The sequence below is a fragment of the Nocardioides sp. Z13_37 genome (assembly GCF_058355585.1).
The window spans coordinates 767,331-789,324 of record NZ_JBZGDV010000002.1; the positions used below are offsets into that span (position 1 = coordinate 767,331).

Consider the following 21,994-nt stretch of genomic DNA (forward strand, 5'->3'; position numbering starts at 1 on the left):
GGCGTCAGGGCAGCCTGGCGTGCTTCATCTGTCGCGACGCGTACACGTTGCCGATCACGACGCCGTCGAGCCACGTGGTGAGCCGCTGCGCCTCGTGCTCGAGCGCGGCGCGCCCCTCCGCTCCGACGTCCTCGAGCAGCGACAGGCGCACGACGCCTGCCTCGTCCTGGACCCAGCAGCCGACGACGCGCCCGTCCCACCACGCGGTGGTGCCGGCGTTGCCGTTGGTGTCGACGAGGTAGGGGACGTAGGCGGGGTCGAGGTAGAACGACCGCGACTTCCACCCCATCACGGTGGGGTCGAGGGTCGGCAGCAGGGCCGCCCACGGCTCCACCGGCTCGACCTCGTCGACGTCGTCGGCGTGGACCCAGCCCGTCGAGCCGTCGTCGAGCTCCACCTCGACGGCACCGACGTCGCCCAGGGCGCGGGTGACCGCGGTCTTCGTCGAGCCCAGCCACCACTGGATGTCGGCCGCGGTGCCGGGGCCGAAGGTGGTCAGCCACGCGCCGACCAGCGCGGCGTAGCCGGCGTCGGCCTCCAGGGGACGCTCCACGATGCCCAGCCAGTCCTCGGCGGTCGTCCAGGTCGGCTTGTTGAGCCGCCAGTGGCCGGCGTTGCGCCCCCGCAGTGCCTTGGCCTCGAGCCCGAGGACGGTGAGCACCCACAGGCCGACCGGCACCGGCCGGTCCCACGGCTTGTCCGAGGTGCCGCCGACCGTCCCCGCCAGCTCGGGCACCGCGGCCCGCAGCTCGGCGGTGGTCGCCGGCCCCGCGGCGAGCCGCTCGAGGGTGGCCGCACAGGCCAGGTCCAGCCAGCGCTCGCCGTCGTCGGCGACCCCACCGGCGACGATCGCCTTGGCGATGCGCCTGCGCTCCGACCCGGCCACCCGGGCCGAGGCGCTGCCCCAGGCGGCGGGCAGCAGCTCGCGGGGGAAGACGAAGAGGGTGCGGCGCATGGCGAGCTGCTTGACCACCGAGCGGTCGTCGTAGAGCGCTGCGTCGACGTCGGCGGGGCCCAGGCCGTCCGAGCGGGCGGCGACGGCGAGGTGGACGGTGGCGGCCTCGGTGGCGTGCAGCACCGTCATCGCCCGCGTGACCGCCTCGACCGACGGCTGCCGGTGCGCCGGTGACAGCGCGTGGCGCACGGCGATGCGGCGCCGGCGCTCGGCGTCGCCGACCCGCCGCCGTGCCACTGCTGCCTCCGCCCCCGCCCGGTCAGTCGCGGTGCGACTTGCCGGGCAGGTCGAGCATCCGCTGGAGCGCCACGAGCGCGTCGGCCTCGGTCTCGGGGTCGACGGCGATGCGGTTGACCACCGTGCCCGCGACCAGGCTCTCCAGCGCCCACACCAGGTGGGGGAGGTCGATGCGGTTCATCGTCGAGCAGTAGCAGACGTTGCGGTCGAGGAAGACGATCGTCTTGTCGGGATGGGCGTCGGCCAGCCGCTTGACGAGGTTGAGCTCGGTGCCGATCGCCCAGACCGTGCCGGGCTCGGCGGCCTCGATGGTCTTGATGATGAACTCGGTGGACCCCACCAGGTCGGCCTTGAGCACGACCTCGTGCCGGCACTCGGGGTGGACCAGCACGTTGATGCCGGGGTGCTGGGCGCGGAGCTCGTCGACGACGTCCTCGGAGAACCGGCCGTGCACCGAGCAGTGGCCCTTCCAGAGGATCATCCGGGCCTGACGGAGCTCCTCGGGGGTGAGCCCGCCACCCGGCTGGAGCGGGTCCCACACGACGCACTCGTCGAGGCCGATGCCCATCTGGAGCACCGCGGTGTTGCGGCCGAGGTGCTGGTCGGGGAGGAACAGCACCTTGGCCCCGCCGGCGGCCTCGGCCTTCTGGGCGAACGCCCACTCGAGGGCGACGTCGGCGTTGGACGAGGTGCACACCACGCCGCCGTTGCGCCCGCAGAACGCCTTGATGTCGGCGCTGGAGTTCATGTAGGTCACCGGGACCACGGCGTCCTGGACGCCCGCGTCGGCCATCGCGTCCCAGGCGTCCTCGACCTGGCGCAGGCGGGCCATGTCGGCCATCGAGCACCCGGCGGCCAGGTCGGGCAGGACCACCTGCTGGCTCGGCGAGGTGAGGATGTCGGCCGACTCGGCCATGAAGTGCACGCCGCAGAAGACGATGAACTCCGCGGCCGGGCGGGCCGCCGCGTCGCGCGCGAGCTTGAACGAGTCGCCGGTGACGTCGGCGAACTGGATGACCTCGTCGCGCTGGTAGTGGTGCCCGAGCACGAAGACGCGCTCGCCGAGCGCCTCCTTGGCCGCCCGGGCCCGCGCCACCAGGTCGGGGTCGGAGGCCGCCGGCAGGTCGCCGGGGCACTCCACGCCGCGCTCGGCGTCGAGGTCGCGGCCCTTGCCGAGGGGGAGGAGCGGCAGGTCGACGAGGCTCATGCGGCGTCCCCGCACCACGAGCCGCCGACGCGGGACGGAGGGGACGTACGTCGTGCGGCATGGGTCATGGCCTCATCCTAGGAGGGGACGCAGCCATGACACTGCGGGTGCCATGCTGTGATCATGACGCGACGAGGTGAGGTCCTGGCGCTGGTCCAGGCGGGTGGGCAGGGCTCTCGCATGGACGTGCTGACCCGTGAGCGGGCCAAGCCCGCGCTGCCGTTCGGCGGCGTGCACCGGCTGATCGACTTCGCGCTCTCCAGCCTCGTGCACGCCGACCTGACCGACGTGTGGGTGTCCCTGGAGTACCAGGTCACCTCCATCGACGACTACCTCTCCGGCGGACGTCCCTGGAGCCTGGACCGCAACCGCGGCGGCTTTCGCCGCATCGTCCCGCAGACCGGGACCGGGCCGGCGACCGAGAGCGGCTTCGCGCACGGCAACGGCGACCTGCTGCTGCGGATGTCGGCCGACATCGAGGCCTTCGGCGCACCGACCCTCGTGGTGTGCAGCGCCGACCACGTCTTCAACATGGACCTCGGGCCCGTGGTCGAGGACCACGTGGCCTCGGGCCGGGTGGCCACCGTGATGACCAGCGAGGTGACCAAGAAGGACGCCGCCGACAACGTGGTGGTGCTCGCGCGCGGCGACGGCACCATCACCGGCATCGAGAACAAGCCGTCGCGGCCGTCGGCGGGCACGGTGGCGACCGAGATCTTCCTCTACGACACCGAGGCCCTCCTGGGGACGCTGCGCGACCTGCGGCGCGAGCTGTCCGGCGAGCAGGAGGACGACGGCGACAGCGGCATCGGCGACTTCGGCGAGCACCTGCTCCCGCGGCTGGTCGACACCGGCCGCGCGGCCGCGGTCCCGCTGACCGGCTACTGGCGCGACGTCGGCCAGCCCGGCCTCTACCTGCAGTCCCACCGCGACCTGCTCGCCGGCCGGGTCGACGTGTTCGACCACCCCGGCCGGCCGGTGATCTCGCACTGGCCCGACCGCCCCGCGGCGCGGGTGCGGGCGACGGGGGAGTGCCGCGACTCCCTGCTGTCGCCCGGCACCGACGTCGCCGGCCTGGTCGTCGGCAGCGTGCTCGGCCCCGGCGTGGTGGTGGAGAAGGGCGCCGAGGTCCACGACTCCATCGTGATGGAGGACTGCGTCATCCGCGCCGGCTCGGTGGTCCGCACGGCCGTCCTCGACGAGCGCTGCGAGGTGCTCGCCAGGGCCCGGGTCGGCGCCGAGCCGTCTCGCCGGGTGGCCCACGACGACGACCTCGTGCTCGTCGGGCGCGACTCGCAGGTCTCCGGCACCGTCGCGGCCGGCGCCCGCCTGGAGCCGGGCTCCGCCGGCTGACGACCAGCGCTCCCGGTCTCGCGGCTAGAGCAGGGAGCCGTGGTGCAGGTAGGGCGCGGGCGGCTTCATCTGCCGCAGGCACAGGTAGCCGTTGGTGTAGATCGCGAGGCGGGCGGCCAGGCCGACGTCGAGGGCCCACGCGTTGGCCGCCGTGACGTGGTGCACGCTCACCTGCGCGCCCGGGGCCGACGACGCCAGCGCCTCCCAGACCAGCCCCGACGCCGTACGGCGGTTGGTGGCGGCCACCAGCACCGGCGCGCCGTCGTCGTCGACGTAGGCATAGCCCGACCCGGTCGAGTGGTCGGTCACGACGAGGCGGTACTGCTCGAGCAGCAGGTCGTGGTCGCCGAGGTGTGCGGCGCCGCGCGTGCGCCGGTCGAGCGAGTCCATCAGCTCCCGGTCACCGGCCGTGCCCTCGCGGACCCGGTCCACCACCGGGATGGCGCTGCGGTCGACGACCCCGGTGAGCATCATCTGCGGGTGCAGGTCGAAGCCGGCGAGCCGGTAGCGACGCACGGCGCCTGGGTCGGCGCTCGCGGCGAACATGCCGCGCAGGCAGCCCCGGCCGTGGTGCAACGCGGCCGCCATCAGCTGGGTGCCGATGCCGCGGCCCTGGTGCTCGGGCCGCACGGCGAACGACGAGAGGATCCACATCAGCTCCCGCACCCGCGACACGGCCCCGCCGACGACCTCGCCGTCGACCTCCGCGACCCAGCAGCCTCCCGGGTCGGTGACCACCGTCCGGCGGGTGCGCCGGATCCAGTGCTCGTTGCGCGCGGCGGGACGTCGCACGGGGTCGGGCCAGGCGCGCTGGTGGGTGCGGGTGTCGACCTCGTGGTAGGACGTCGCGGTGATCTCGGCGAACGCCTCGACGTCGTCCTCGCGCATCGGGCGAACGACAGGCGCGGTCACGACACGTGGACGGCGTAGCGCCGGAGCAGCTCGTCCCAGTGGGTGTACTTCGCGCGCACGTCCTCGCTGCCGTCGGCCCAGCCGCTGTGCTCGAGGTGCACCAGGGTGCCGCCCTCGTCGGCCTCGGTGAACACGACGTCGAGGGTGGTCGGCTCCTCCTCGGCGTGGCCGAGCCAGAACTGCTGGGTGTAGTGGCCGATCGGGTCCCACCTCGTGACCCGGCCCCAGACGTACTGCTCGTCGCCGTGCACCGAGGCCACCGGTCCGTCGGGGTCGATGGCGATGCCGGTGAAGGTGGCCGGGTCGGGGGTCAGCATCGGGTCCCACCACTCGCCCATCTGGGCGGTGAAGCCGACGAAGGCCTCGGTCGGGGTCACCGGCACGGTGATCTCGGCGACGATCGGGTCCAGGCTCATGCGCCAAGCATGCCGGACGCCCGCACTGACAGGATGCAGCCATGCGCGTGCTGATCGCCCCTGACAAGTTCGCCGGCACCCTCACCGCGGTCGAGGCCGCCGAGGCCGTCGCCGCCGGCTGGCGCCGGCAGGCACCGGACGACGAGCTCGACCTCGCCCCGATGGCGGACGGCGGCCCCGGGTTCGTCGACGTGCTGCACGCCGCGATGGGCGGCGAGCTCGCGGCGGTGACGGTCTCGGGCCCGCACGGCGCGCCCGTCCCCGCGGTGGTGCTCCGCGTCGGCACGACGGCCTACGTCGAGAGCGCGCAGGCGGCCGGCCTGCACCTGGTCTCCGGCCACGTCGAGACCGCCTCCAGCGTCGGCGTCGGCGAGCTGGTGCTGGCCGCGGTGGAGGGCGGCGCGCACACGGTCGTGGTCGGCCTGGGCGGCACCGGCACCAACGACGGCGGCGCGGGCGTCCTGGCGGCGCTCGGCGCGGTGGCCGATGCCCCGCTCGACGGCGGTGCCGCGCCGCTGGCGTCGGTGACCACCGTCGACCTGTCGGCGGCGAAGGAGCGGCTGGCCGGGGTGACCCTGCTGGCGGCGAGTGACGTCGACAACCCCCTCACCGGCCTGTTCGGGGCCACCAAGACCTTCGGCCCGCAGAAGGGCGTCACCGAGGACCGGATCGCCGAGGTCGACGGGTGGCTGGAGTCCCTCGCGGTCGCCACCGACCGGCGCACGTCGCTCGACAAGGGCGCCGGGGCCGCCGGCGGCATCGGCTACGCCCTGCTCACCCTGGGCGCCACCCGCGAGCCCGGCATCGGCCTGGTCGCCGAGGCGGTCTCGCTCGTCGACCGGGCCCGCGCGGCCGACCTCGTCGTCACCGGCGAGGGCGCGTTCGACTTCTCCAGCCGGGCGGGCAAGGTGCCCTACGGCGTGGCGGAGATCGCCTCCGAGGCGCTGCGTCCCTGCATCGCGCTGGCCGGGAAGGTGCTGGTCGGCTCGCGCGAGATGCGTGCCCTCGGCATCGAGTCGGCCTACTCCCTCGTGGACCTGGTGGGGGAGGAGCGGGCGTTCAGCGCGCCGGCCGAGGCCCTCGCCGACCTCGCGGCCCGGGTCGCGCGCACCTGGTCGCGCTGAGCCGTCTGCTCCGGCGGGTCCGGGAATATCCGCCGGTGTGCGACCATTGAGGCAAGCAGTACCCGAGACTTCTGGAGTGATGAGATGACCGAGCAGGGCGCGACCACCGAGCGCAGGACCGACCAGATCAACCTCTCCGCTGTCGCCGCTGGCAAGGTGAAGAGCCTCCTGGAGCAGGAGGGCCGCGACGACCTGGCCCTCCGGATCTCCGTGCAGCCTGGTGGCTGCTCGGGTCTGCGCTACCAGCTCTTCTTCGACGAGCGCACGCTCGACGGCGACGTCACCACCGACTTCGACGGCGTGACCGTCGTCGTCGACCGGATGAGCGTGCCCTACCTCAACGGTGCGGAGATCGACTTCGTCGACACCATCGAGAAGCAGGGCTTCACGATCGACAACCCCAACGCCACCGGCTCGTGCGCCTGCGGCGACTCGTTCCACTGAGCCCGGCTCGCTAGCCGACACACGAAAGGCCCCCGCCTCCGGCGGGGGCCTTCGTCGTGCGCGGGCCAGTCGTGCGCGGGTCAGTCGAGGTGGAGGTGGAGGGCGCTCGCGAGGCGCGCGGCGGCCTCGGACACCCGGATCTCGCGCTTGCCGACCTCGGCGGGGTAGTCGTCGAAGTGGAGGCTCGGCGCGGGCTGCCCGGCGGTGCGCGCGGCGCGCTCGAGGCGGCTCTGCAGTCCGAGGTTGCGGCTGGTCGCGTGGCCGTCGGCGGCCATCTCGGCGGGGGTGCCCAGCTCGTCGCTGAAGAGGGTCGCGGGGCGTCGGGACGTCGTCATGGCGACGACGCTATTGGCTACTGATGCGTATCCCGAGCCGTACCGGGAGGTAGTGTCTCGCGGCGTGTCCCTCCTCGTTGCCGGATCCATCGCAACCGACCACCTGATGTCCTTCCCGGGCAAGTTCGCCGACAGCCTGGTCGTCGACCAGCTCGACAAGCTGTCGGTGTCCTTCCTCGTCGAGGACCTCGACGTGCGCCGCGGCGGCTGCGCCGCCAACATCTGCTTCGGCCTCGGCAACCTGGGCCTGCGCCCGGTGCTGGTCGGCGCGGTGGGGGAGGACTTCGCCGACTACCGCGCCTGGCTCGAGCGGCACAACGTCGACTGCGACTCGGTGCACGTCTCCGAGACGCGCCACACGGCCCGCTTCGTGTGCACCAACGACTCCTCGATGGCGCAGATCGCGAGCTTCTACGCCGGCGCGATGAGCGAGTCGCGCGAGATCGAGCTCAAGCCCATCGTCGACCGCGTCGGTGGCCCGGACTACGTGATCATCGGCCCGGACGACCCGCAGGGGATGCTGCGCCACACCGAGGAGTGCCGCCAGCGCGGCTACCGGTTCCTGGCCGACCCCTCGCAGCAGCTCGCCTTCGGCGACGGCGCGCTGATCCGCCAGCTCATCGACGGCGCCGACATCCTGTTCTCCAACGAGTACGAGGCCAGCCTGATCACCCAGAAGACCGGGTGGAGCCGCGAGGAGGTCCTCGCGCGCGTCGGCACGTGGGTCGTCACCCTCGGCCCGGCGGGCGTGCGCATCGAACGCGCGGGCGAGGAGTCGGTCGTCGTGGCCGCGGTGCCCGAGATCGAGAAGGTGGAGCCGACCGGTGTCGGCGACGCCTTCCGGGCCGGCTTCCTCGCCGCCCTGACGTGGGGCCTGGGCCACGAGCGGGCCGCCCAGCTGGGCTGCCTGCTCGCCGTGCACGTGGTGGAGCAGGTCGGCACCCAGGAGTACGAGATCTCGCGCCGCGCGTTCCTCGCGCGGTGCGCGGCGACCTACGGCGACGAGTCCGTCGCCGACTTCGAGCCGCACCTGCGCACGATCCGCCCCTGACCGGCAGGCCCGGTCCCGTTCAGCCCAGGCGTCGTACGACGTAGCGGGGCGTCCCGTCGTCGGCGGTGTCGGCGCGGACGTAGCCCTGGCCCTTCATCCGGCACCACGCCGGCACGTCGACGGCCGCGGCCGGGTCGCGGGCGACCACCGCGAGCAGCTCGCCGACCGCCACGTCGCCGAGGTGGCGGGCGAGCTCGATGACCGGCATCGGGCAGGGCAGGTCGCGGCAGTCCAGCTCCAGGGCCACCTCGGGCGCGCTCACATGCCCACCCGCGACCGGATCTCGGCGACCACGCCGGGCAGGGCGTCGCAGAAGGCGTCCACGTCGGCGCGCGAGGTGTCGCGCTGGAGGGACAGGCGGACGTTGCCGTGCGTGAGCACCCCCATCGCCTCCAGCACGTGGCTCGGGGTCAGGGTGGAGGCCGTGCAGGCCGACCCGCTGGCGATGCCGAAGCCGCGCCGGTCCAGCTCGCTCACCAGCGCCTCGCCGTCGACGTAGAGGCAGGAGAACGTCACCAGGTGGGGCAGCCGGTGCTCGGGGTCGCCGACCACCTCCACGTCGGGCACCTCGGCGGCCACCCGGCGGCGTACGACGTCCACGAGCGCGTGCTGGCGGGCGCCGACCTCCTCGCGCTCGGCCACGACCGCCTGGAGCGCGGCGGCGGCCGCCAGCACGGCCGGGACGTTCTCGAAGCCGGTGGAGCGCTCGTCGACGCGGTCGTCGCCGGGGAACGGGTTGCGCCACCGTGCCCGCTTGCGGACCAGGAGCACGCCCACGCCGGCCGGTCCGCCCCACTTGTGCGCGGAGCCGGCGGCCGCCGCCCAGCCCTCGGGGAGGGCGTGGCGGCCCATGGAGGCGCACGCGTCGGCGAAGAGAGCGACGTCGTCGGGCAGGCCGAGCTCGCCGACGGGCTGCACGGTGCCCACCTCGTGGTTGGCGGTCTGCAGGGCGACGGTGCCGACGCCGGGGGAGCGGGCCGCCTCGAGGAGCCGCTCCCGGCGGACCCGGCCGTCCGGCTCCACGCCCACCTCGACCCCGCGGGCGCCCCACGCCACCGCGTGCCGGACCGCGGAGTGCTCCACCGCGGAGAGCGCGACCCCGTCGCCGCGGCGCGAGCCCCGCACGAGGCCGAGCACGCCCAGGTGGACCGCGTGGGTGCCGCTGGGGGTGAACGTCACCTCGTCGGCACGCACCCCGAGCGCGCCGGCCGTCGCCTCGCGGGCGTTGTCGAGCAGCAGCCGCGCCTCGCGTCCGGGGCGGTGCAGCCGGCGCGGGTCGGCGTAGCCCCGCTCCAGCGCGGCGAGCAGGACCTCGCGGGCCGCCGGGTGCAGCGGAGCCGAGGACGCGCCGTCCAGGTCGCCGGGCCCGGGGGGAGGGGCAGTCACAGGGGCAACTTATGCCACGGCCACCCGGCGGCGGGCGGGGACCGCCGCTGACCTGCGCAGATGGGCCGACACCCGACCCTGCCCCGCACGGCACGGCGAGTTGGGGATACGCTCTGTGGTGTCGAGAAGGACCGAGAGAGAGGCTCGTCAGTGGGTCTGCAAGTCCCCAGCCTGTCGGGCGTGCCCGTGAGGCGCACCCTGAAGGTCGCGCTGCTGGGCGTGACGATGATGGCGCTGGCCGCGTGCTCCGAGGCCGACCAGCACCAGATCCGCAACCTCGCCATGCCCGACAGGGCCAGCGAGCAGGGCCCCTACACCTACGAGCTCTGGAAGTGGGCCTGGGTCGCCGCGCTGCTGACCGGTGTCCTCGTGTGGGGCCTGATCATCTACGCCGTGGTGAGGTTCCGCCGCCGCAGCCCCGACGAGGTGCCGCGGCAGACGCGCTACAACCTGCCGCTCGAGGTCTTCTACACGATCGCCCCGGTGCTGATGTGCGTGGTGTTCTTCTTCCACACGGTGCGGGTGCAGGACGTGATGACCGAGGTCGAGCCCGACCCCGACGTCACCGTCGAGGTCATGGGTCAGCAGTGGAGCTGGACCTTCAACTACGGCCTGGGCGAGCAGAACGTCGACGCCACCGGCTACGACGGCGACTACGCCTACGACGAGTACGTCTACACCGTCGGCGACGGCAACGAGATCCCGGTGCTGGTGCTGCCGGTCAACCAGCGGATCCAGTTCAACCTCCACTCGCCCGACGTGATCCACAACTTCGGTGTGCCCTCCTTCCTGACCCGGATGGACGTCATCCCGGGCCGGATCAACCACCTGCAGGTCACCCCGACCGTGGAGGGCACCTACCCCGGCAAGTGCTACGAGCTGTGCGGTGTCTACCACTCGCGGATGCTCTTCGAGGTCGAGGTGGTGAGCCAGGAGGAGTACGAGGCATACCTCGCCGACCTGGCCGAGACCGGCCAGACCGTCGCGGAGCCGCTCCTGGGCGGATCTGAAGCCACCACGCAGACCGGACTGGGCGAGAGCCAGTCCCAGGAAGGAAGCCAGGAGTGACTGCCACCACCGCTGCCGCACCCCAGGCCGCGACGCCGCCGCCTGAGCGCAAGCCGCTCGGCAAGCAGGTCGTGCGGATCCTGACGACGACCGACCACAAGCTGATCGGCAAGCTCTACCTGGGCACCTCGTTCGCGTGGTTCCTGATCGCCGGCCTGATGGCCATGCTGATCCGCGCCGAGCTCGCCTACCCGGGCGGCCAGGTAGTGAGCGAGCAGCTCTACAACCAGCTGTTCACCATGCACGGCACGATCATGCTGCTGCTGTTCGCGACGCCGCTGTTCTTCGGCTTCGCCAACGTGATCATGCCGCTGCAGATCGGCGCCCCCGACGTCGCGTTCCCGCGACTCAACATGTTCAGCTACTGGCTGTTCCTCTTCGGCGGCCTCATCGCCGCCTCAGGCTTCCTGACCCCGTCCGGCGCGGCCGACTTCGGCTGGTTCGCCTACACGCCGCTCTCCGACGCCGTGCGCAGCCCCGGCGTGGGTGGCGACCTGTGGATCATGGGCCTCTGGATGGCCGGCCTCGGCTCGATCCTCGGTGCGGTCAACTTCATCACCACCATCATCTGCATGCGCGCGCCCGGCATGACGATGTTCCGGATGCCGATCTTCGTGTGGAACACGCTGATCACCAGCATGCTCGTGATCATGGTGTTCCCGATCCTCGCGGGGGCGCTGCTCTCGCTCGAGGCCGACCGAATCCTCGGGGCCCACGTCTTCGACCCCTCGCACGGCGGTCCGATCCTGTGGCAGCACCTGTTCTGGTTCTTCGGCCACCCAGAGGTCTACATCATCGCGCTGCCGTTCTTCGGCATCGTCTCCGAGATCCTCCCGGTCTTCAGCCGCAAGCCGATCTTCGGCTACGTCGGCCTGGTGGCCGCCACCCTCGGCATCGCGATGCTCTCGGTCGCCGTGTGGGCCCACCACATGTTCGTCACCGGCGCCGTCGACCTGCCGTTCTTCTCCGGCATGACCTTCCTCATCGCGGTGCCAACAGGAGTGAAGTTCTTCAACTGGATCGGCACGATGTGGGGCGGATCGTTGTCGTTCGACACCCCCATGCTGTGGTCGATCGGCTTCCTCGTCACCTTCCTGTTCGGTGGCCTCACCGGAGTCATCCTGGCCAGCCCGCCGCTCGACTTCACCGTCTCCGACTCCTACTTCGTGGTGGCGCACTTCCACTACGTCGTGTTCGGCACGGTGGTGTTCGCGATGTTCGCCGGCTTCTACTTCTGGTGGCCCAAGTTCACCGGGCGGATGCTCGACGAGCGCCTCGGCAAGCTGCACTTCTGGGTGCTGTTCGTGGGCTTCCACACCACCTTCCTGGTCCAGCACTGGCTGGGCGTCGAGGGCATGCCGCGCCGCTACGCCGACTACCTGCCCGAGGACGGCTTCACCACGCTCAACCAGATCTCGACGGTGGGCTCGTTCCTGCTCGCCGCCTCGACGCTGCCGTTCCTCTACAACGTCTACGTCTCGGCCAAGGGCCCGAAGGTCCCGGTCGACGACCCGTGGGGCTGGGGCCGCTCCCTCGAGTGGGCCACCAGCTGCCCGCCGCCGCGTCACAACTTCGCGACGCTGCCGCGCATCCGCTCCGAGTCGCCCGCCTTCGACCTGCACCACCCGGAGGTCGCGCTGCTCGAGCTGGAGGACAACGACGCCGAGCGTGACGGCGCCGTTGCCGACGCCCCCGAGGTGGCGGGGCGCGAGGAGCTGCTGCGTGAGCGCGCCGGCGAGGCTGCCGAGCCGACCGACGAGGAGAGGGACCGATGAAGGCCGAGGCATGGATCTTCGGGATCACCACCGTGTTCGTGGGGGTCGTGGCACCGGGTTACTGGTTCCTCTCCGAGGACTGGACCGGCACCTCCGCGCTCGTCATGACCGCGCTCCTCACCGGCATGATCACCCTCTACCTCGGCTTCCACGCCTCGCGCATGGACCCGAGGCCGGAGGACCGCAAGGAGGCCGACATCGCCGACGGCGCCGGTGAGCTGGGCTTCTTCCCGCCCTACTCGTGGTGGCCCCTGTGGTGCGCCCTGGCGCTCGGCGTGATCGTCTACGGCATCGCCCTGTCGGCCTGGTGGCTGGCCATCATCGGCTTCGCCACCGGCGCCATCGTGGTGTGCGGCTTCGTCTTCGAGTACTACCGGGGCGAACACGCCCACTGAGCCGCCCTTTTCAGCAGAGCCCGTCCGCGACGTACGCTGGACGGGTTCTGCTGTTCCACCGTCCGTCCGGGCGGGCTCTTCTGGGGGGTGACGTCGCATGCGCTCACGCGTGCTCCGTTCAGCGCGCCCGGCACGCCGTCGTACGGCGGCCGCTGCGGCGCTGGTCATGATGGCGGGTCTGGCTGCCTGCAGCACGGCGGGGTCGACCTCCGACGGCGCCGACGACGATCCAGCCGCGTCGGGTGCCGCGGGCGCCTCCGAGGCAGCCAAGCCGGAGCCGGTGCGTCTCACGACCGGGTTCACCGACCCGAAGGCCGTGCCGATCGACGCTCCGCTCACCGTCTCGACCGAGGGTGGCGACCTCGACGACGTACGCGTGACCTCGCCCGCCGGTCCGGTGCAGGGCAGCGTGGCCGACGGCACCTGGACCGCCTCCGGCCGGCTGGAGCCCGGCACCGACTATCGTCTCGTCGCCTCCGCCACGCGCTCCGACGGCAGCACGGTCGAGCGCGCCCGCTCCTTCCACACGGTCGACCTCACCCTCGACGAGCAGACCTTCCCCTCGGTGGCGCCGCTGGACGGCGAGACCGTGGGCGTCGGGATGCCGGTCGTGGTGACCTTCGACCTGCCCGTCACCGACCGGGCGCGGTTCGAGCGGCACATGAGCGTCATCAGCACGCCCGCCCAGGAGGGCTCGTGGTACTGGCTGAGCGACCGTGAGGCCCACTACCGCCCCGCGAAGTACTGGAAGCCCGGCACCGACGTCTCCGTCGACCTCGACCTCAACAGTCTGCCCGCCGGCAACGGGATCTACGGCCAGGAGTCGCGTCGCCTCGACTTCCACGTCGGAGACTCGGTGGTGAGCCGCGTCGACGTGCGCAGCCACACGATGCGCACGTTCGTCAACGGCAAGCTCGCCCGCATCATCCCGATCAGCGCCGGCAAGCCGGGGTGGGAGACCCGCTCGGGCACCAAGGTCGTGATCGAGAAGTTCCGGCAGAAGCGGATGAACGCCGCGACGATCGGCGTCTCCGAGAGCGACCCGGAGTACTACGACCTGTCCAACGTCGAGTACGCCCTGCGGGTGACCTACTCCGGCGAGTTCCTCCACGCCGCCCCGTGGTCGGTCGGCTCCCAGGGCAGCGCCAACGTGTCCCACGGGTGCGTCGGCATGAGCGTCGCCGACGCGCAGTGGCTCTACGACCGCACCAGCCGCGGCGACGTCGTCGAGGTGACCGGCTCCGCGCGGCAGATGACGCTCGACAACGGCTACGGCGACTGGAACCTCTCCGCAGCCGACTGGAAGCAGGGCTCGGCCCTCAGCTGACCCGCCACGGCCGCGCGTCCGCCCGGCAGGCGGCGCGCGGGGAGTCGGGCCTGCGGACGCAGGTGTGCGGGGGAGAGCGCGCGGTGTCTGAGCCGCCGGCCGCCCACTTGGAGCAGGTCGGTCACGGACCGTCGCAGCGGCGTACCCCCGTGCCTGCGCGGTCGGGGAGCAGTCACCGCATCCCGTGGAGCACAGCGTGGAGGATCTGGGTCACCAGGTGGCTCGGATCCTCCACGATCAGCGTTCGGAAAGGCGTGGCCCGCGCGCCGGGGTGGGAGGGCTCTGCTTCCCCGCACCTGCCCACCAACGAGCCGAGGGCCCGCCGGGATGATCCCGGCGGGCCCTCGTGCGTCGCGTGCGCTCAGTGGTCGCGCAGCGGGACGTCCTCGGTGTCGCGGAGCTGGTGGTCGTCGAACTGGTGTCCGTCGGCCGGGTGGTCGAGCCCTGCCTGGAGCTCGGCCTCGTGCTCGGCGTGGTGGTGCGCCTCCTCGAGCTCGGCCCGCGTGGGCTTCTGCACGTTGTGGCTGAACGCCCACGACGACAGCTTGGCCCGCAGCTTCTCCTTGCGCGAGTCGGGCGCGGCCACACCGGCGGCGTCGGTGTCACCGTCGACCGCGTAGACCTCGTCGCGCTCACGCGCGGTGAGCGTGTAGGCGGCCGTCTGGTCGATCGGCAGGTGACGCTCGGAGTAGGCGCCCTCGGGGGAGCGGGTGATGATGCCCGTCTCGTAGCCGTGGAGCAGCATCTCGTTGTCGTGGCGCTGCAGCGAGATGCACCAGCGCCGGGTGATCCAGAACGCCAGCAGGGGGCCGAGGAAGATGGCCACCCGCATGAAGTAGGTGATCTGGTTGATGCTCAGGTCGAGCTTGATGGCGATGATGTCGTTGCCGCCGGCCGCCCAGGCGAGGCCGTAGAACGTCATCAGCGACACCATGACGGCGGTGCGCGTCGGAGCGTTGCGCGGGCGCTGGAGCAGGTGGTGGTCGCGCTTGTCGCCGGTGATCCAGCCTTCGATGAACGGCAGGAGGATCAAGATGACGAGCATCAGCGGGGGCACGATGAGGATCGGCAGCATCACGTTCCACGAGAACGTGTAGCCGAAGAACACCGACTCCCACCCGGTCGGGATGATGCGCAGCAGTCCGTCGGGCCAGCCCATGTACCAGTCGGGCTGCGAGCCGGCCGTGACCTTGGTCGGGTCGTAGGGGCCGAGCTTCCACACCGGGTTGATCGACATCAGGCCACCCATGAGGGCGATGACGCCGAAGACCATGAAGAAGAAGCCACCGGCCTTGGCGGCGTAGACGGGGAGCATCGGGAAGCCGACGACGTTCTGCTCGGTGCGGCCGGGCCCGGGCCACTGCGTGTGCTTGTGGTAGACGAGCAGCAGCATGTGGGCGGCGATGAGCGCGAGCAGGATGCCCGGGATCAGCAGCACGTGCACGATGTAGAGGCGCGGGATGATCGACTCACCCGGGAACTCGCCACCGAACAGGAAGAACGACATGTAGGTGCCGACCACCGGGGTCGCCTTCAGGAAGCCGTCCGCGGCGCGGATGCCGGTGCCGGAGAGCAGGTCGTCGGGGAGCGAGTAGCCCGTGAAGCCCTCGAGCGTGCCCAGGAGCAGCAGCAGGCAGCCGATCACCCAGTTGAGCTCGCGCGGCTTGCGGTAGGCGCCGGTGAAGGCGACGCGCAGCAGGTGGACCATCATCGAGGCGATGAAGATCGCCGCGGCCCAGTGGTGCATCTGGCGCAGCAGGAGTCCGCCGCGCACGTCGAAGGAGATCGCCAGGGTCGAGGCCATCGACTCCGACATCCCGACGCCGCGCAGCTGGTCGTAGGAGCCCTCGTAGGTGACGTGTCCCATCGACGGGTTGAACCACAGCGTCAGGAAGACGCCCGTCAGCAGCAGCACGACGAAGCTCCACAGAGCGATCTCGCCGAGCATGAACGACCAGTGGTCGGGGAAGACCTTGCGCAGGTTCTTCTTCATCGCCGTGGCCAGACCGAGGCGGTCGTCGGCCCACGAGGCGAGGGACCCGGCGGGGCCGGGCTTGGTGGTGGTCGCGGCAGCGGTGCCGTTGGTGGTGGCGACCTTGCTGGTGTCGATCCTGGAGTCCGTGCTCACTTTTGCTTCTCACGCTCCCAGTAGCTGGCCCCGATGGGCTCGGTGAAGTCGCTCTGTGCGACCAGGTAGCCCTCGTCATCCACCGCGAGCGGCAGCTGGGGAAGAGGACGGGCAGCCGGACCGAAGACGACCTTGGCGTGGTCGGCGAGGTCGAAGGTCGACTGGTGGCACGGGCACAGCACGTGGTGGGTGGTGCGCTCGTAGAGGGAGATCGGGCAGCCGACGTGGGTGCAGATCTTGGAGTAGCAGATGATTCCGCTGACGGTCCACTTCTCGCGGCCCTTGAGCGGGATGATCTCGTCGGGGTTCATCCGCACGACGATGATCGCGGCCTTGGCCTTCTGGACCTGCTCGTCGAGGTTGGTCAGCTCGGGGTAGCCGTTCTCCTCGGACGGGAACAGCGCCTCGGCGGTGGCGTTGACGAGGTCACCGATCTCGACCTCGCTCGCGAGGATGGGGGTGCCGACGACGTCGCGCACCAGGCGCATGCCCGGCTTCCAGATGGTGTGCGCGAGCGCGTCGATGTCGAGGGCCTTGCCGGGGGCCAGGTCGCGCAGCAGCACGACGGCGGGCAGTCCGAGCAGGCCGACGGCGCCGATCATGGTGTTGCGGACCAGGGGCCGGCGACCGATGCCGGCCTCGGCGAGGCCCTCGTTGAGCGCCTCGACGGTGGCCTCGCGGTCCTCCGGCGGGGAGGCGGCCGCGTGGCGCATCTCCACGATCTCGTGGTCGGCCATCAGCTTGCGGGCCAGGTGGATGATCCCGATGCCGATCAGCAGCAGGCTCACGCCGAGGGTCACGCCGAGGCTGACCGTCGATGCGCCGAGGCCGCCGACGGTGTCCCAGTTGTCGCCGATCTGGAAGGTGAAGTAGGCGACCACGAAGAGGACGGCGCTGATCATGGCGCCGACGAACATGGCCACGACCTGTCGCTCGGCGCGCTTCTCGGCCCTGGGGTCGACGTCGGTCGGGCGCCACGTGTGCGCCGGCAGGCCCGGGTCGGGGATCGGCTCGGCCTCGCGGTGCGCGGGCACGTGGCCCTCGCCGTACGGCAGCGGGGTGCCGTCCGGTGCGTTGACCGGGTGCTCAGGCGTCGAGGAGTTGTCGTTGCTCACGCGTTCACCTTGCTCTTCTTGCTGCGGGTCGTGTGCGAGGCGATCCAGACCGCCGCGCCCACGAGTCCGCCGATGCCGATCACCCAGGCGAAGAGGCCCTCGGAGACAGGTCCCAGTCCGCCCAGGGTGAAGCCGGCGTACTCAGGCGTCTCCTCGAGGCTCCCGAGGTAGGCGATGACGTCGCGCTTCTGGTCGGGGGAGAGGTTGCCGTTGCTGAAGTTGGGCATCTGCTGGGGCCCGGTGATCATGGCCTCCCAGATGTACTTCGGCTCCACTCCGTGGAGCGTGGGTGCGTAGCCGCCGCGCGGCATCGCGCCGCCGGCGCCGTTGAAGTTGTGGCAGGCGGTGCAGTTGGTGAGGAAGATCTGGCCGCCGCGGGAGATCGCCTCCTGGCGCTGCTCGTCGGACAGGTCCTCGATGGAGTAGTCGGCCGTGTTGGGGATCGCGGGGCCGGGGCCGAGCGAGGCGACGTACGCCGCCAGGGCGGAGACCTCCTCGTCGTTGAAGACGGGCGGCTTGCGCTCGGCCTGCTGGCCCTGCTGGACCAGGGGCATGCGTCCGGTGCCGACCTGGAAGTCGACCGCGGCGGCGCCGACGCCGACCAGCGACGGGCCGAGCTGGTAGCCCGGGCGGACCGTGGGCACGCCCTCGCCGTTCTTGCCGTGGCAGAACGAGCAGCTGGCGAGGAAGAGCTCCTTGCCCTGCGCGACCTTCTCGGTCTCGCTCGGCTGGCTGTCAGCCTGGGCGGGGGAAAAGGCCGTGTAGAGGGAGCCGCTGATCAGGAGACCCAGCAGCAGCACGGCGAGACCCGCAAGCGGTCCCCGACGGTGCCGGGAGAGACGACCAGCGGTTCGGTTGAGCAAACGCACGATTAGTCCTTGCCGGTTGCGGTTTCGGTGCTTACTGAATGACGTAGATCATGAAGAACAGGCCGATCCAGACCACGTCGACGAAGTGCCAGTAGTAGGACACGACGATCGCGGTCACGGCTTGCTCGTGGGTGAAGCGCCGCGCGAGATAGGTGCGGCCGAGGACGAAGAGGAAGGCGATGAGTCCGCCGGCCACGTGGATGCCGTGGAAGCCGGTGGTCAGGTAGAACATCGAGCCGTAGGCCGAGCTCTGGATGGTGACGCCGTGCTCGATCAGCTCGGCGTACTCGAGCGCCTGTCCGCCGATGAAGATGGCGCCCATGACGTAGGTGAGGACGAACCACTCGCGCAGGCCCCACTTGGCGATGTTGTACAGCTTGCCGGTGCGCCCGACCTGGCCGCGCTCGGCGGCGAAGACGCCCCACTGGCAGGCGAAGGACGACGCCACGAGGATCGCGGTGTTGGCCGTGGAGAACGGCACGTTGAGCTTGTCGGTCTCCTGCGCCCACAGCTCCGGGCTCACCGCCCGGATGGTGAAGTAGGACGCGAACAGCGCCGCGAAGAACATGAGCTCGCTCGCGAGCCAGATGATCGTCCCCACGCTGACCATGCTGGGTCGGTCGTGGTGCCCGTGAAGACGGGAGGCCGGAATCGTCGCAGTTGCTGTCGCCACGAAGATCATTATGGCCGTTGGCGAGGACGAGGGGCACCCCGACCCCCTGTGTTGGTCCGACATAGAGTTCACAGGGTGTTGCCGACCCTCTCCGCCCTCTCCTCGGACACCACGGAGGTCCTGCCCCGATTCACGCCCGGGCGGGTGCTGACCGACTGGGGGATCGACCCGATCCCGTTCGTGGTGATGGTCTGGGCGATCGGGCTCTACCTCCTCGGAGTCGCCGTGCTGCGGCGCCGCGGCGATCGCTGGCCGCTCGGACGCACGCTGGCGTTCGTCGGCCTCGGCATGGGGTCGTTCGGCTTCGCCACGATGTCGGGCCTGGGGATCTATGACACGACCCTGCTGAGCGTGCACATGGTCCAGCACATGGTGCTGTCGATGGTCGTGCCGCTGGCCCTGGCGCTCGGCGCGCCGGTGACCCTCGCCCTCCGCACCCTGCCCGGGGCCCCGCGGCGGTGGCTGCTCGCGGTGCTGCACTCGCGGGTGGCGAAGGTCCTGGCCTTCCCCCCGCTCGCGTTCGCCCTCTACGTCCTGTCGCCGTGGGCGCTCTACTTCAGCCCGTGGTACGACGCCAGCCTCAGCTCGTCCTACGTGCACCAGATGATGCACATCCACCTCGTGCTGGTCGGCACGCTCTTCTTCTGGCCACTCATGGGCGTCGACCCGGTGCCGGGCCGGGTCAGCCACCCGTTCCGGGTGCTCCTCACGCTGATGACGCTGCCCTTCCACGCGTTCCTCGGCGTGACGATCATGGGGCAGTCCAGGCTGATCGGCGCCGAGCACTACCTCGCGCTCCGGGAGGGGCCGATGGGCGGGTGGCTGCCCCCGGTGCTCGACGACCAGCACCTGGCCGGCGGCATCCTGTGGGCCAGCGGGGACCTGATCGGGGTGCTGTTCTTCGGCGTGCTCTTCACTCAGTGGGTGCGCTCGTCGATGAAGGAGGCGGCCCGCGAGGACCGCCGGCTCGACCTGGCCGAGCGACGGGCACCCGACCGGCTCACACTGTGACGCATGCCTCCACGCGGGCTCGGGAGGGCGACGGTTACGATGCCTCCCGTGACTGATGCCGCCGCAGACCGCTCGCTCAAGGTCCTCGTCTACAGCGACGACGTGAACACCCGCCAGCAGGTCATCCTGGCGCTGGGCCGCCGCCCGCACCCGGACATGCCCGAGCTCGAGTACGTCGAGGTCGCCACCGAGCCGGTGGTCCTGCAGAACATGGACCGCGGCGACATCGCGCTCGCGATCCTCGACGGCGAGGCGGTCCCCGCCGGCGGCATGGGCATCGCCAAGCAGCTCAAGGACGAGATCTACCAGTGCCCGCCCGTCGTGGTGCTGACCGGTCGTCCGCAGGACGCCTGGCTGGCCACGTGGTCGCGTGCCGAGGCCGCGGTGCCGCACCCGATCGACCCCATCCAGCTCGCCGAGGCCGTCGTCGGCCTCCTCAAGCCGTCGGTCCCGGCCACCTCCTGACACCGCTCGGGCGGCGCTGCCGCGCGCCACTAGCCTGATCCCCATGTCCCACACCTGGCCCGACGTCCTCTCCACGCTCGTCGCCGGTGACGACCTGACGACCGAGCAGGCGCGGTGGGCCATGGACGAGGTCTTCGCCGGCGCGGCGACCCCCGTCCAGCTCGCCGGCCTCGTGGTCGCGCTGCGCGCGAAGGGCGAGACGGTCGAGGAGGTCTCCGGCATCGCCGACGCGATGCTGGCCGCGGCCAACCCGATCTCGGTGCCCGGGCGGCTGCTCGACGTCGTCGGCACCGGGGGCGACCGGTCCATGTCGGTCAACATCTCCACGATGGCCGCGATCGTCGCGGCCGGTGCCGGGGCCCGCGTGGTCAAGCACGGCAACCGCTCGGCGTCGTCGAAGTCCGGCTCGGCCGACGTCCTCGAGGAGCTCGGCATCCGCCTCGACCTCACCCCGGCGCGTGTCGCCGAGGTCGCCGAGGAGGCCGGCATCACGTTCTGCTTCTCCGCTGCCTTCCACCCCGCCATGCGCCACGCGGCCGTGCCGCGCCGCGAGCTCGGCATCGCCACGACCTTCAACATCCTCGGGCCGCTGACCAACCCGGCCCGCCCGCAGGCCCAGGCGATCGGGTGCGCGGACGCCCGGATGGCGCCGGTCATGGCCGGCGTCCTCGCTGGCCGCGGTGTGGACGCCTGGGTGTTCCGCGGCGACGACGGGCTCGACGAGCTGACCACCACGACCACCTCGACCCTGTGGCACGTGCACGACGGCCGGGTCGTGGAGAGCACCGTCGACCCCGCCGCGCTCGGCATGGCCCGTGCCACCACGGAGGACCTCCGCGGGGGCGACGCCGCCCACAACGCCGACGTCGTACGCCGTGTCCTGGCCGGTGAGCAGGGGCCGGTGCGCGACGCCGTGGTGCTCAACGCGGGCGCCGCGCTCGCCGTCCACGACGCACCCGGCGGCGACGTCGAGGCCGCCCTCGCGGCCGGCGTCGCGAAGGCCGCCGAGGCCATCGACTCCGGTGCCGCCCGGTCGGCGCTCGAGCGGTGGGTCGAGGCCACGTCGCGCTGAGGCTCGATCAGGCCCGGGCGCGGACCCGGGCTCAGACCTCGAGCACGTAGGACCGTCCCTCGCGCCGGAACCCGAGACGGTCGTAGTAGGCGCCGACCATCCCGGGCGGCGTCACGACGCGCCGGATGCCACGCTCGGCCAGGAGCCCGCTCTTGCGCCAGACGAACTCACCGGGGGAGAAGTCGCGGTAGCGCGGGGTGACGTAGTCGAGCAGCACGTCCGCCGTGTCGCCGTGCCTGCGCAGGAGCACCACGCCGACCGTCTCGTTGCCCTTCTGCACGAGGAAGGCGTCCTGGTCCTCGCCCGGGTCGTGGGCGAACGACGGGTTGAACCTGAGGATGTCGGCGCCGTGCACGCTGAGCGTGTGGCGCAGGTAGGCGTCGGACGGGCCGACCTCGAGCACCTCGAAGGCGGACTCGTCGTGCCGCTCGCGCAGCATCCGGACGACGAACCACGCGTTGATGGCGACGAGGACGGTGTTCATGCCCACCATCGGCCACACCTCGAGCGTCGCGTTGAACACGATGAGGATGACGCACGCGACCGCGTTGAGCACGCGCAGGCGCAGCACGCTGGCCTGGAGGAGCGAGTAGACGAGCAGGGCGCTGCCGCCCCAGCCGAGGAGGTCGAGCCAGTGGTCGGCGAGCCAGGTCACGGCGGGAGACTATCCCGCCGT

Annotated in this window: 23 protein-coding genes; 11 read left to right on the top strand and 12 right to left on the bottom strand. The window is 71.5% G+C overall.

The features are described 5' to 3' along the window. Positions 1-4 precede the first annotated feature (4 nt). Both AC4H2S_RS08680 and nadA read right to left on the bottom strand, forming a co-directional pair. Positions 5-1,192: a winged helix DNA-binding domain-containing protein gene (locus tag AC4H2S_RS08680; protein WP_491496554.1), complete on the bottom strand. Its 1,188-nt coding sequence runs from the start codon at positions 1,190-1,192 to the stop codon at positions 5-7. A gap of 22 nt (positions 1,193-1,214) precedes the next feature. Next, complete coding sequence (nadA, locus tag AC4H2S_RS08685) at positions 1,215-2,399, bottom strand: quinolinate synthase NadA (RefSeq protein WP_491496555.1); 1,185 nt, start codon at positions 2,397-2,399, stop codon at positions 1,215-1,217. A 123-nt stretch (positions 2,400-2,522) separates the two neighbouring features. On the opposite strand from nadA, the gene AC4H2S_RS08690 reads away from it, so the two are divergent. Beyond that, positions 2,523-3,752, top strand: coding sequence for a glucose-1-phosphate adenylyltransferase family protein (locus AC4H2S_RS08690; protein ID WP_491496556.1), 1,230 nt, complete (start codon positions 2,523-2,525; stop codon positions 3,750-3,752). 24 nt (positions 3,753-3,776) lie between these two features. Here the strand turns inward: AC4H2S_RS08690 and AC4H2S_RS08695 are convergent, their stop codons facing one another. Together AC4H2S_RS08695 and AC4H2S_RS08700 are read right to left on the bottom strand one after the other, a co-directional pair. Further along, positions 3,777-4,640: a GNAT family N-acetyltransferase gene (locus tag AC4H2S_RS08695; protein ID WP_491496557.1), complete on the bottom strand. Its 864-nt coding sequence runs from the start codon at positions 4,638-4,640 to the stop codon at positions 3,777-3,779. A gap of 20 nt (positions 4,641-4,660) precedes the next feature. Then, positions 4,661-5,080 carry an SRPBCC domain-containing protein gene (locus tag AC4H2S_RS08700; RefSeq protein ID WP_491496558.1) on the bottom strand — a complete coding sequence of 140 codons (420 nt, stop codon included), beginning with the start codon at positions 5,078-5,080 and terminating at the stop codon, positions 4,661-4,663. A 41-nt stretch (positions 5,081-5,121) separates the two neighbouring features. Here AC4H2S_RS08700 and AC4H2S_RS08705 point away from each other — a divergent pair, with 41 nt between their 5' ends. Both AC4H2S_RS08705 and erpA read left to right on the top strand, forming a co-directional pair. Then, positions 5,122-6,204, top strand: coding sequence for a glycerate kinase family protein (locus AC4H2S_RS08705; RefSeq protein WP_491496559.1), 1,083 nt, complete (start codon positions 5,122-5,124; stop codon positions 6,202-6,204). An 84-nt stretch (positions 6,205-6,288) separates the two neighbouring features. Continuing rightward, complete coding sequence (gene erpA, locus AC4H2S_RS08710; RefSeq protein ID WP_491496560.1) at positions 6,289-6,648, top strand: iron-sulfur cluster insertion protein ErpA; 360 nt, start codon at positions 6,289-6,291, stop codon at positions 6,646-6,648. 80 nt (positions 6,649-6,728) lie between these two features. Here erpA and AC4H2S_RS08715 read toward each other — a convergent pair whose 3' ends face one another. Then, positions 6,729-6,983, bottom strand: coding sequence for a hypothetical protein (locus AC4H2S_RS08715; RefSeq protein ID WP_491496561.1), 255 nt, complete (start codon positions 6,981-6,983; stop codon positions 6,729-6,731). Positions 6,984-7,047: 64 nt separating this feature from the next. On the opposite strand from AC4H2S_RS08715, the gene AC4H2S_RS08720 reads away from it, so the two are divergent. Next, positions 7,048-8,034: a carbohydrate kinase family protein gene (locus tag AC4H2S_RS08720; protein ID WP_491496562.1), complete on the top strand. Its 987-nt coding sequence runs from the start codon at positions 7,048-7,050 to the stop codon at positions 8,032-8,034. 19 nt (positions 8,035-8,053) lie between these two features. Here the strand turns inward: AC4H2S_RS08720 and AC4H2S_RS08725 are convergent, their stop codons facing one another. Then, on the bottom strand, positions 8,054-8,296 hold the full coding sequence (locus AC4H2S_RS08725) for a sulfurtransferase TusA family protein (protein ID WP_491496563.1): 243 nt from the start codon (positions 8,294-8,296) through the stop codon (positions 8,054-8,056). Beyond that, positions 8,293-9,420, bottom strand: a complete 1,128-nt coding sequence (locus AC4H2S_RS08730) for a cysteine desulfurase family protein (RefSeq protein WP_491496564.1) — start codon at positions 9,418-9,420, stop codon at positions 8,293-8,295. Before AC4H2S_RS08730 ends, AC4H2S_RS08725 begins: the two co-directional genes overlap by 4 nt. A gap of 186 nt (positions 9,421-9,606) precedes the next feature. Here AC4H2S_RS08730 and ctaC point away from each other — a divergent pair, with 186 nt between their 5' ends. From ctaC to AC4H2S_RS08750, 4 genes are all read left to right on the top strand, one after another. Next, positions 9,607-10,488, top strand: coding sequence for an aa3-type cytochrome oxidase subunit II (ctaC, locus tag AC4H2S_RS08735; RefSeq protein WP_491496565.1), 882 nt, complete (start codon positions 9,607-9,609; stop codon positions 10,486-10,488). Further along, on the top strand, positions 10,485-12,263 hold the full coding sequence (ctaD, locus tag AC4H2S_RS08740; RefSeq protein WP_491496566.1) for an aa3-type cytochrome oxidase subunit I: 1,779 nt from the start codon (positions 10,485-10,487) through the stop codon (positions 12,261-12,263). The genes ctaC and ctaD overlap by 4 nt, the downstream gene beginning before the upstream one ends. After that, entirely contained in the window at positions 12,260-12,658 is a 399-nt protein-coding gene (locus tag AC4H2S_RS08745) for a cytochrome c oxidase subunit 4 (protein ID WP_491496567.1), read from the top strand. The genes ctaD and AC4H2S_RS08745 overlap by 4 nt, the downstream gene beginning before the upstream one ends. Before the next feature lie 109 nt (positions 12,659-12,767). Continuing rightward, a complete protein-coding gene (locus AC4H2S_RS08750; RefSeq protein ID WP_491496568.1) occupies positions 12,768-13,985 on the top strand; it encodes a L,D-transpeptidase in 1,218 nt (405 codons plus the stop codon). Between the two features lie 361 nt (positions 13,986-14,346). Here AC4H2S_RS08750 and qcrB read toward each other — a convergent pair whose 3' ends face one another. The 4 genes from qcrB to ctaE are packed head-to-tail and all read right to left on the bottom strand — an operon-like array spanning position 14,347 to position 18,779. Further along, positions 14,347-16,113, bottom strand: a complete 1,767-nt coding sequence (qcrB, locus tag AC4H2S_RS08755) for a cytochrome bc1 complex cytochrome b subunit (protein ID WP_491496569.1) — start codon at positions 16,111-16,113, stop codon at positions 14,347-14,349. Next, positions 16,110-17,228, bottom strand: coding sequence for a cytochrome bc1 complex Rieske iron-sulfur subunit (qcrA, locus tag AC4H2S_RS08760; RefSeq protein WP_491496570.1), 1,119 nt, complete (start codon positions 17,226-17,228; stop codon positions 16,110-16,112). The genes qcrB and qcrA overlap by 4 nt, the downstream gene beginning before the upstream one ends. Beyond that, entirely contained in the window at positions 17,225-18,097 is an 873-nt protein-coding gene (qcrC, locus tag AC4H2S_RS08765; protein WP_491496571.1) for a cytochrome bc1 complex diheme cytochrome c subunit, read from the bottom strand. Before qcrC ends, qcrA begins: the two co-directional genes overlap by 4 nt. 31 nt (positions 18,098-18,128) lie before the next feature. Next, entirely contained in the window at positions 18,129-18,779 is a 651-nt protein-coding gene (gene ctaE / locus AC4H2S_RS08770) for an aa3-type cytochrome oxidase subunit III (protein ID WP_491496572.1), read from the bottom strand. Positions 18,780-18,845: 66 nt separating this feature from the next. Here ctaE and AC4H2S_RS08775 point away from each other — a divergent pair, with 66 nt between their 5' ends. The 3 genes from AC4H2S_RS08775 to trpD are packed head-to-tail and all read left to right on the top strand — an operon-like array spanning position 18,846 to position 21,318. Further along, the gene (locus tag AC4H2S_RS08775) at positions 18,846-19,781 is read left to right on the top strand and encodes a cytochrome c oxidase assembly protein (protein WP_491496573.1); all 936 of its coding nucleotides are present in this window, start codon (positions 18,846-18,848) and stop codon (positions 19,779-19,781) included. A 48-nt stretch (positions 19,782-19,829) separates the two neighbouring features. Further along, a complete protein-coding gene (locus AC4H2S_RS08780) occupies positions 19,830-20,246 on the top strand; it encodes an Rv3143 family two-component system response regulator (protein ID WP_491496574.1) in 417 nt (138 codons plus the stop codon). Positions 20,247-20,289: 43 nt separating this feature from the next. Further along, positions 20,290-21,318, top strand: a complete 1,029-nt coding sequence (gene trpD, locus AC4H2S_RS08785) for an anthranilate phosphoribosyltransferase (RefSeq protein WP_491496575.1) — start codon at positions 20,290-20,292, stop codon at positions 21,316-21,318. A 31-nt stretch (positions 21,319-21,349) separates the two neighbouring features. Here the strand turns inward: trpD and AC4H2S_RS08790 are convergent, their stop codons facing one another. Further along, the gene (locus AC4H2S_RS08790; RefSeq protein WP_491496576.1) at positions 21,350-21,973 is read right to left on the bottom strand and encodes a hypothetical protein; all 624 of its coding nucleotides are present in this window, start codon (positions 21,971-21,973) and stop codon (positions 21,350-21,352) included. Between the last annotated feature and the right edge of the window lie 21 nt (positions 21,974-21,994).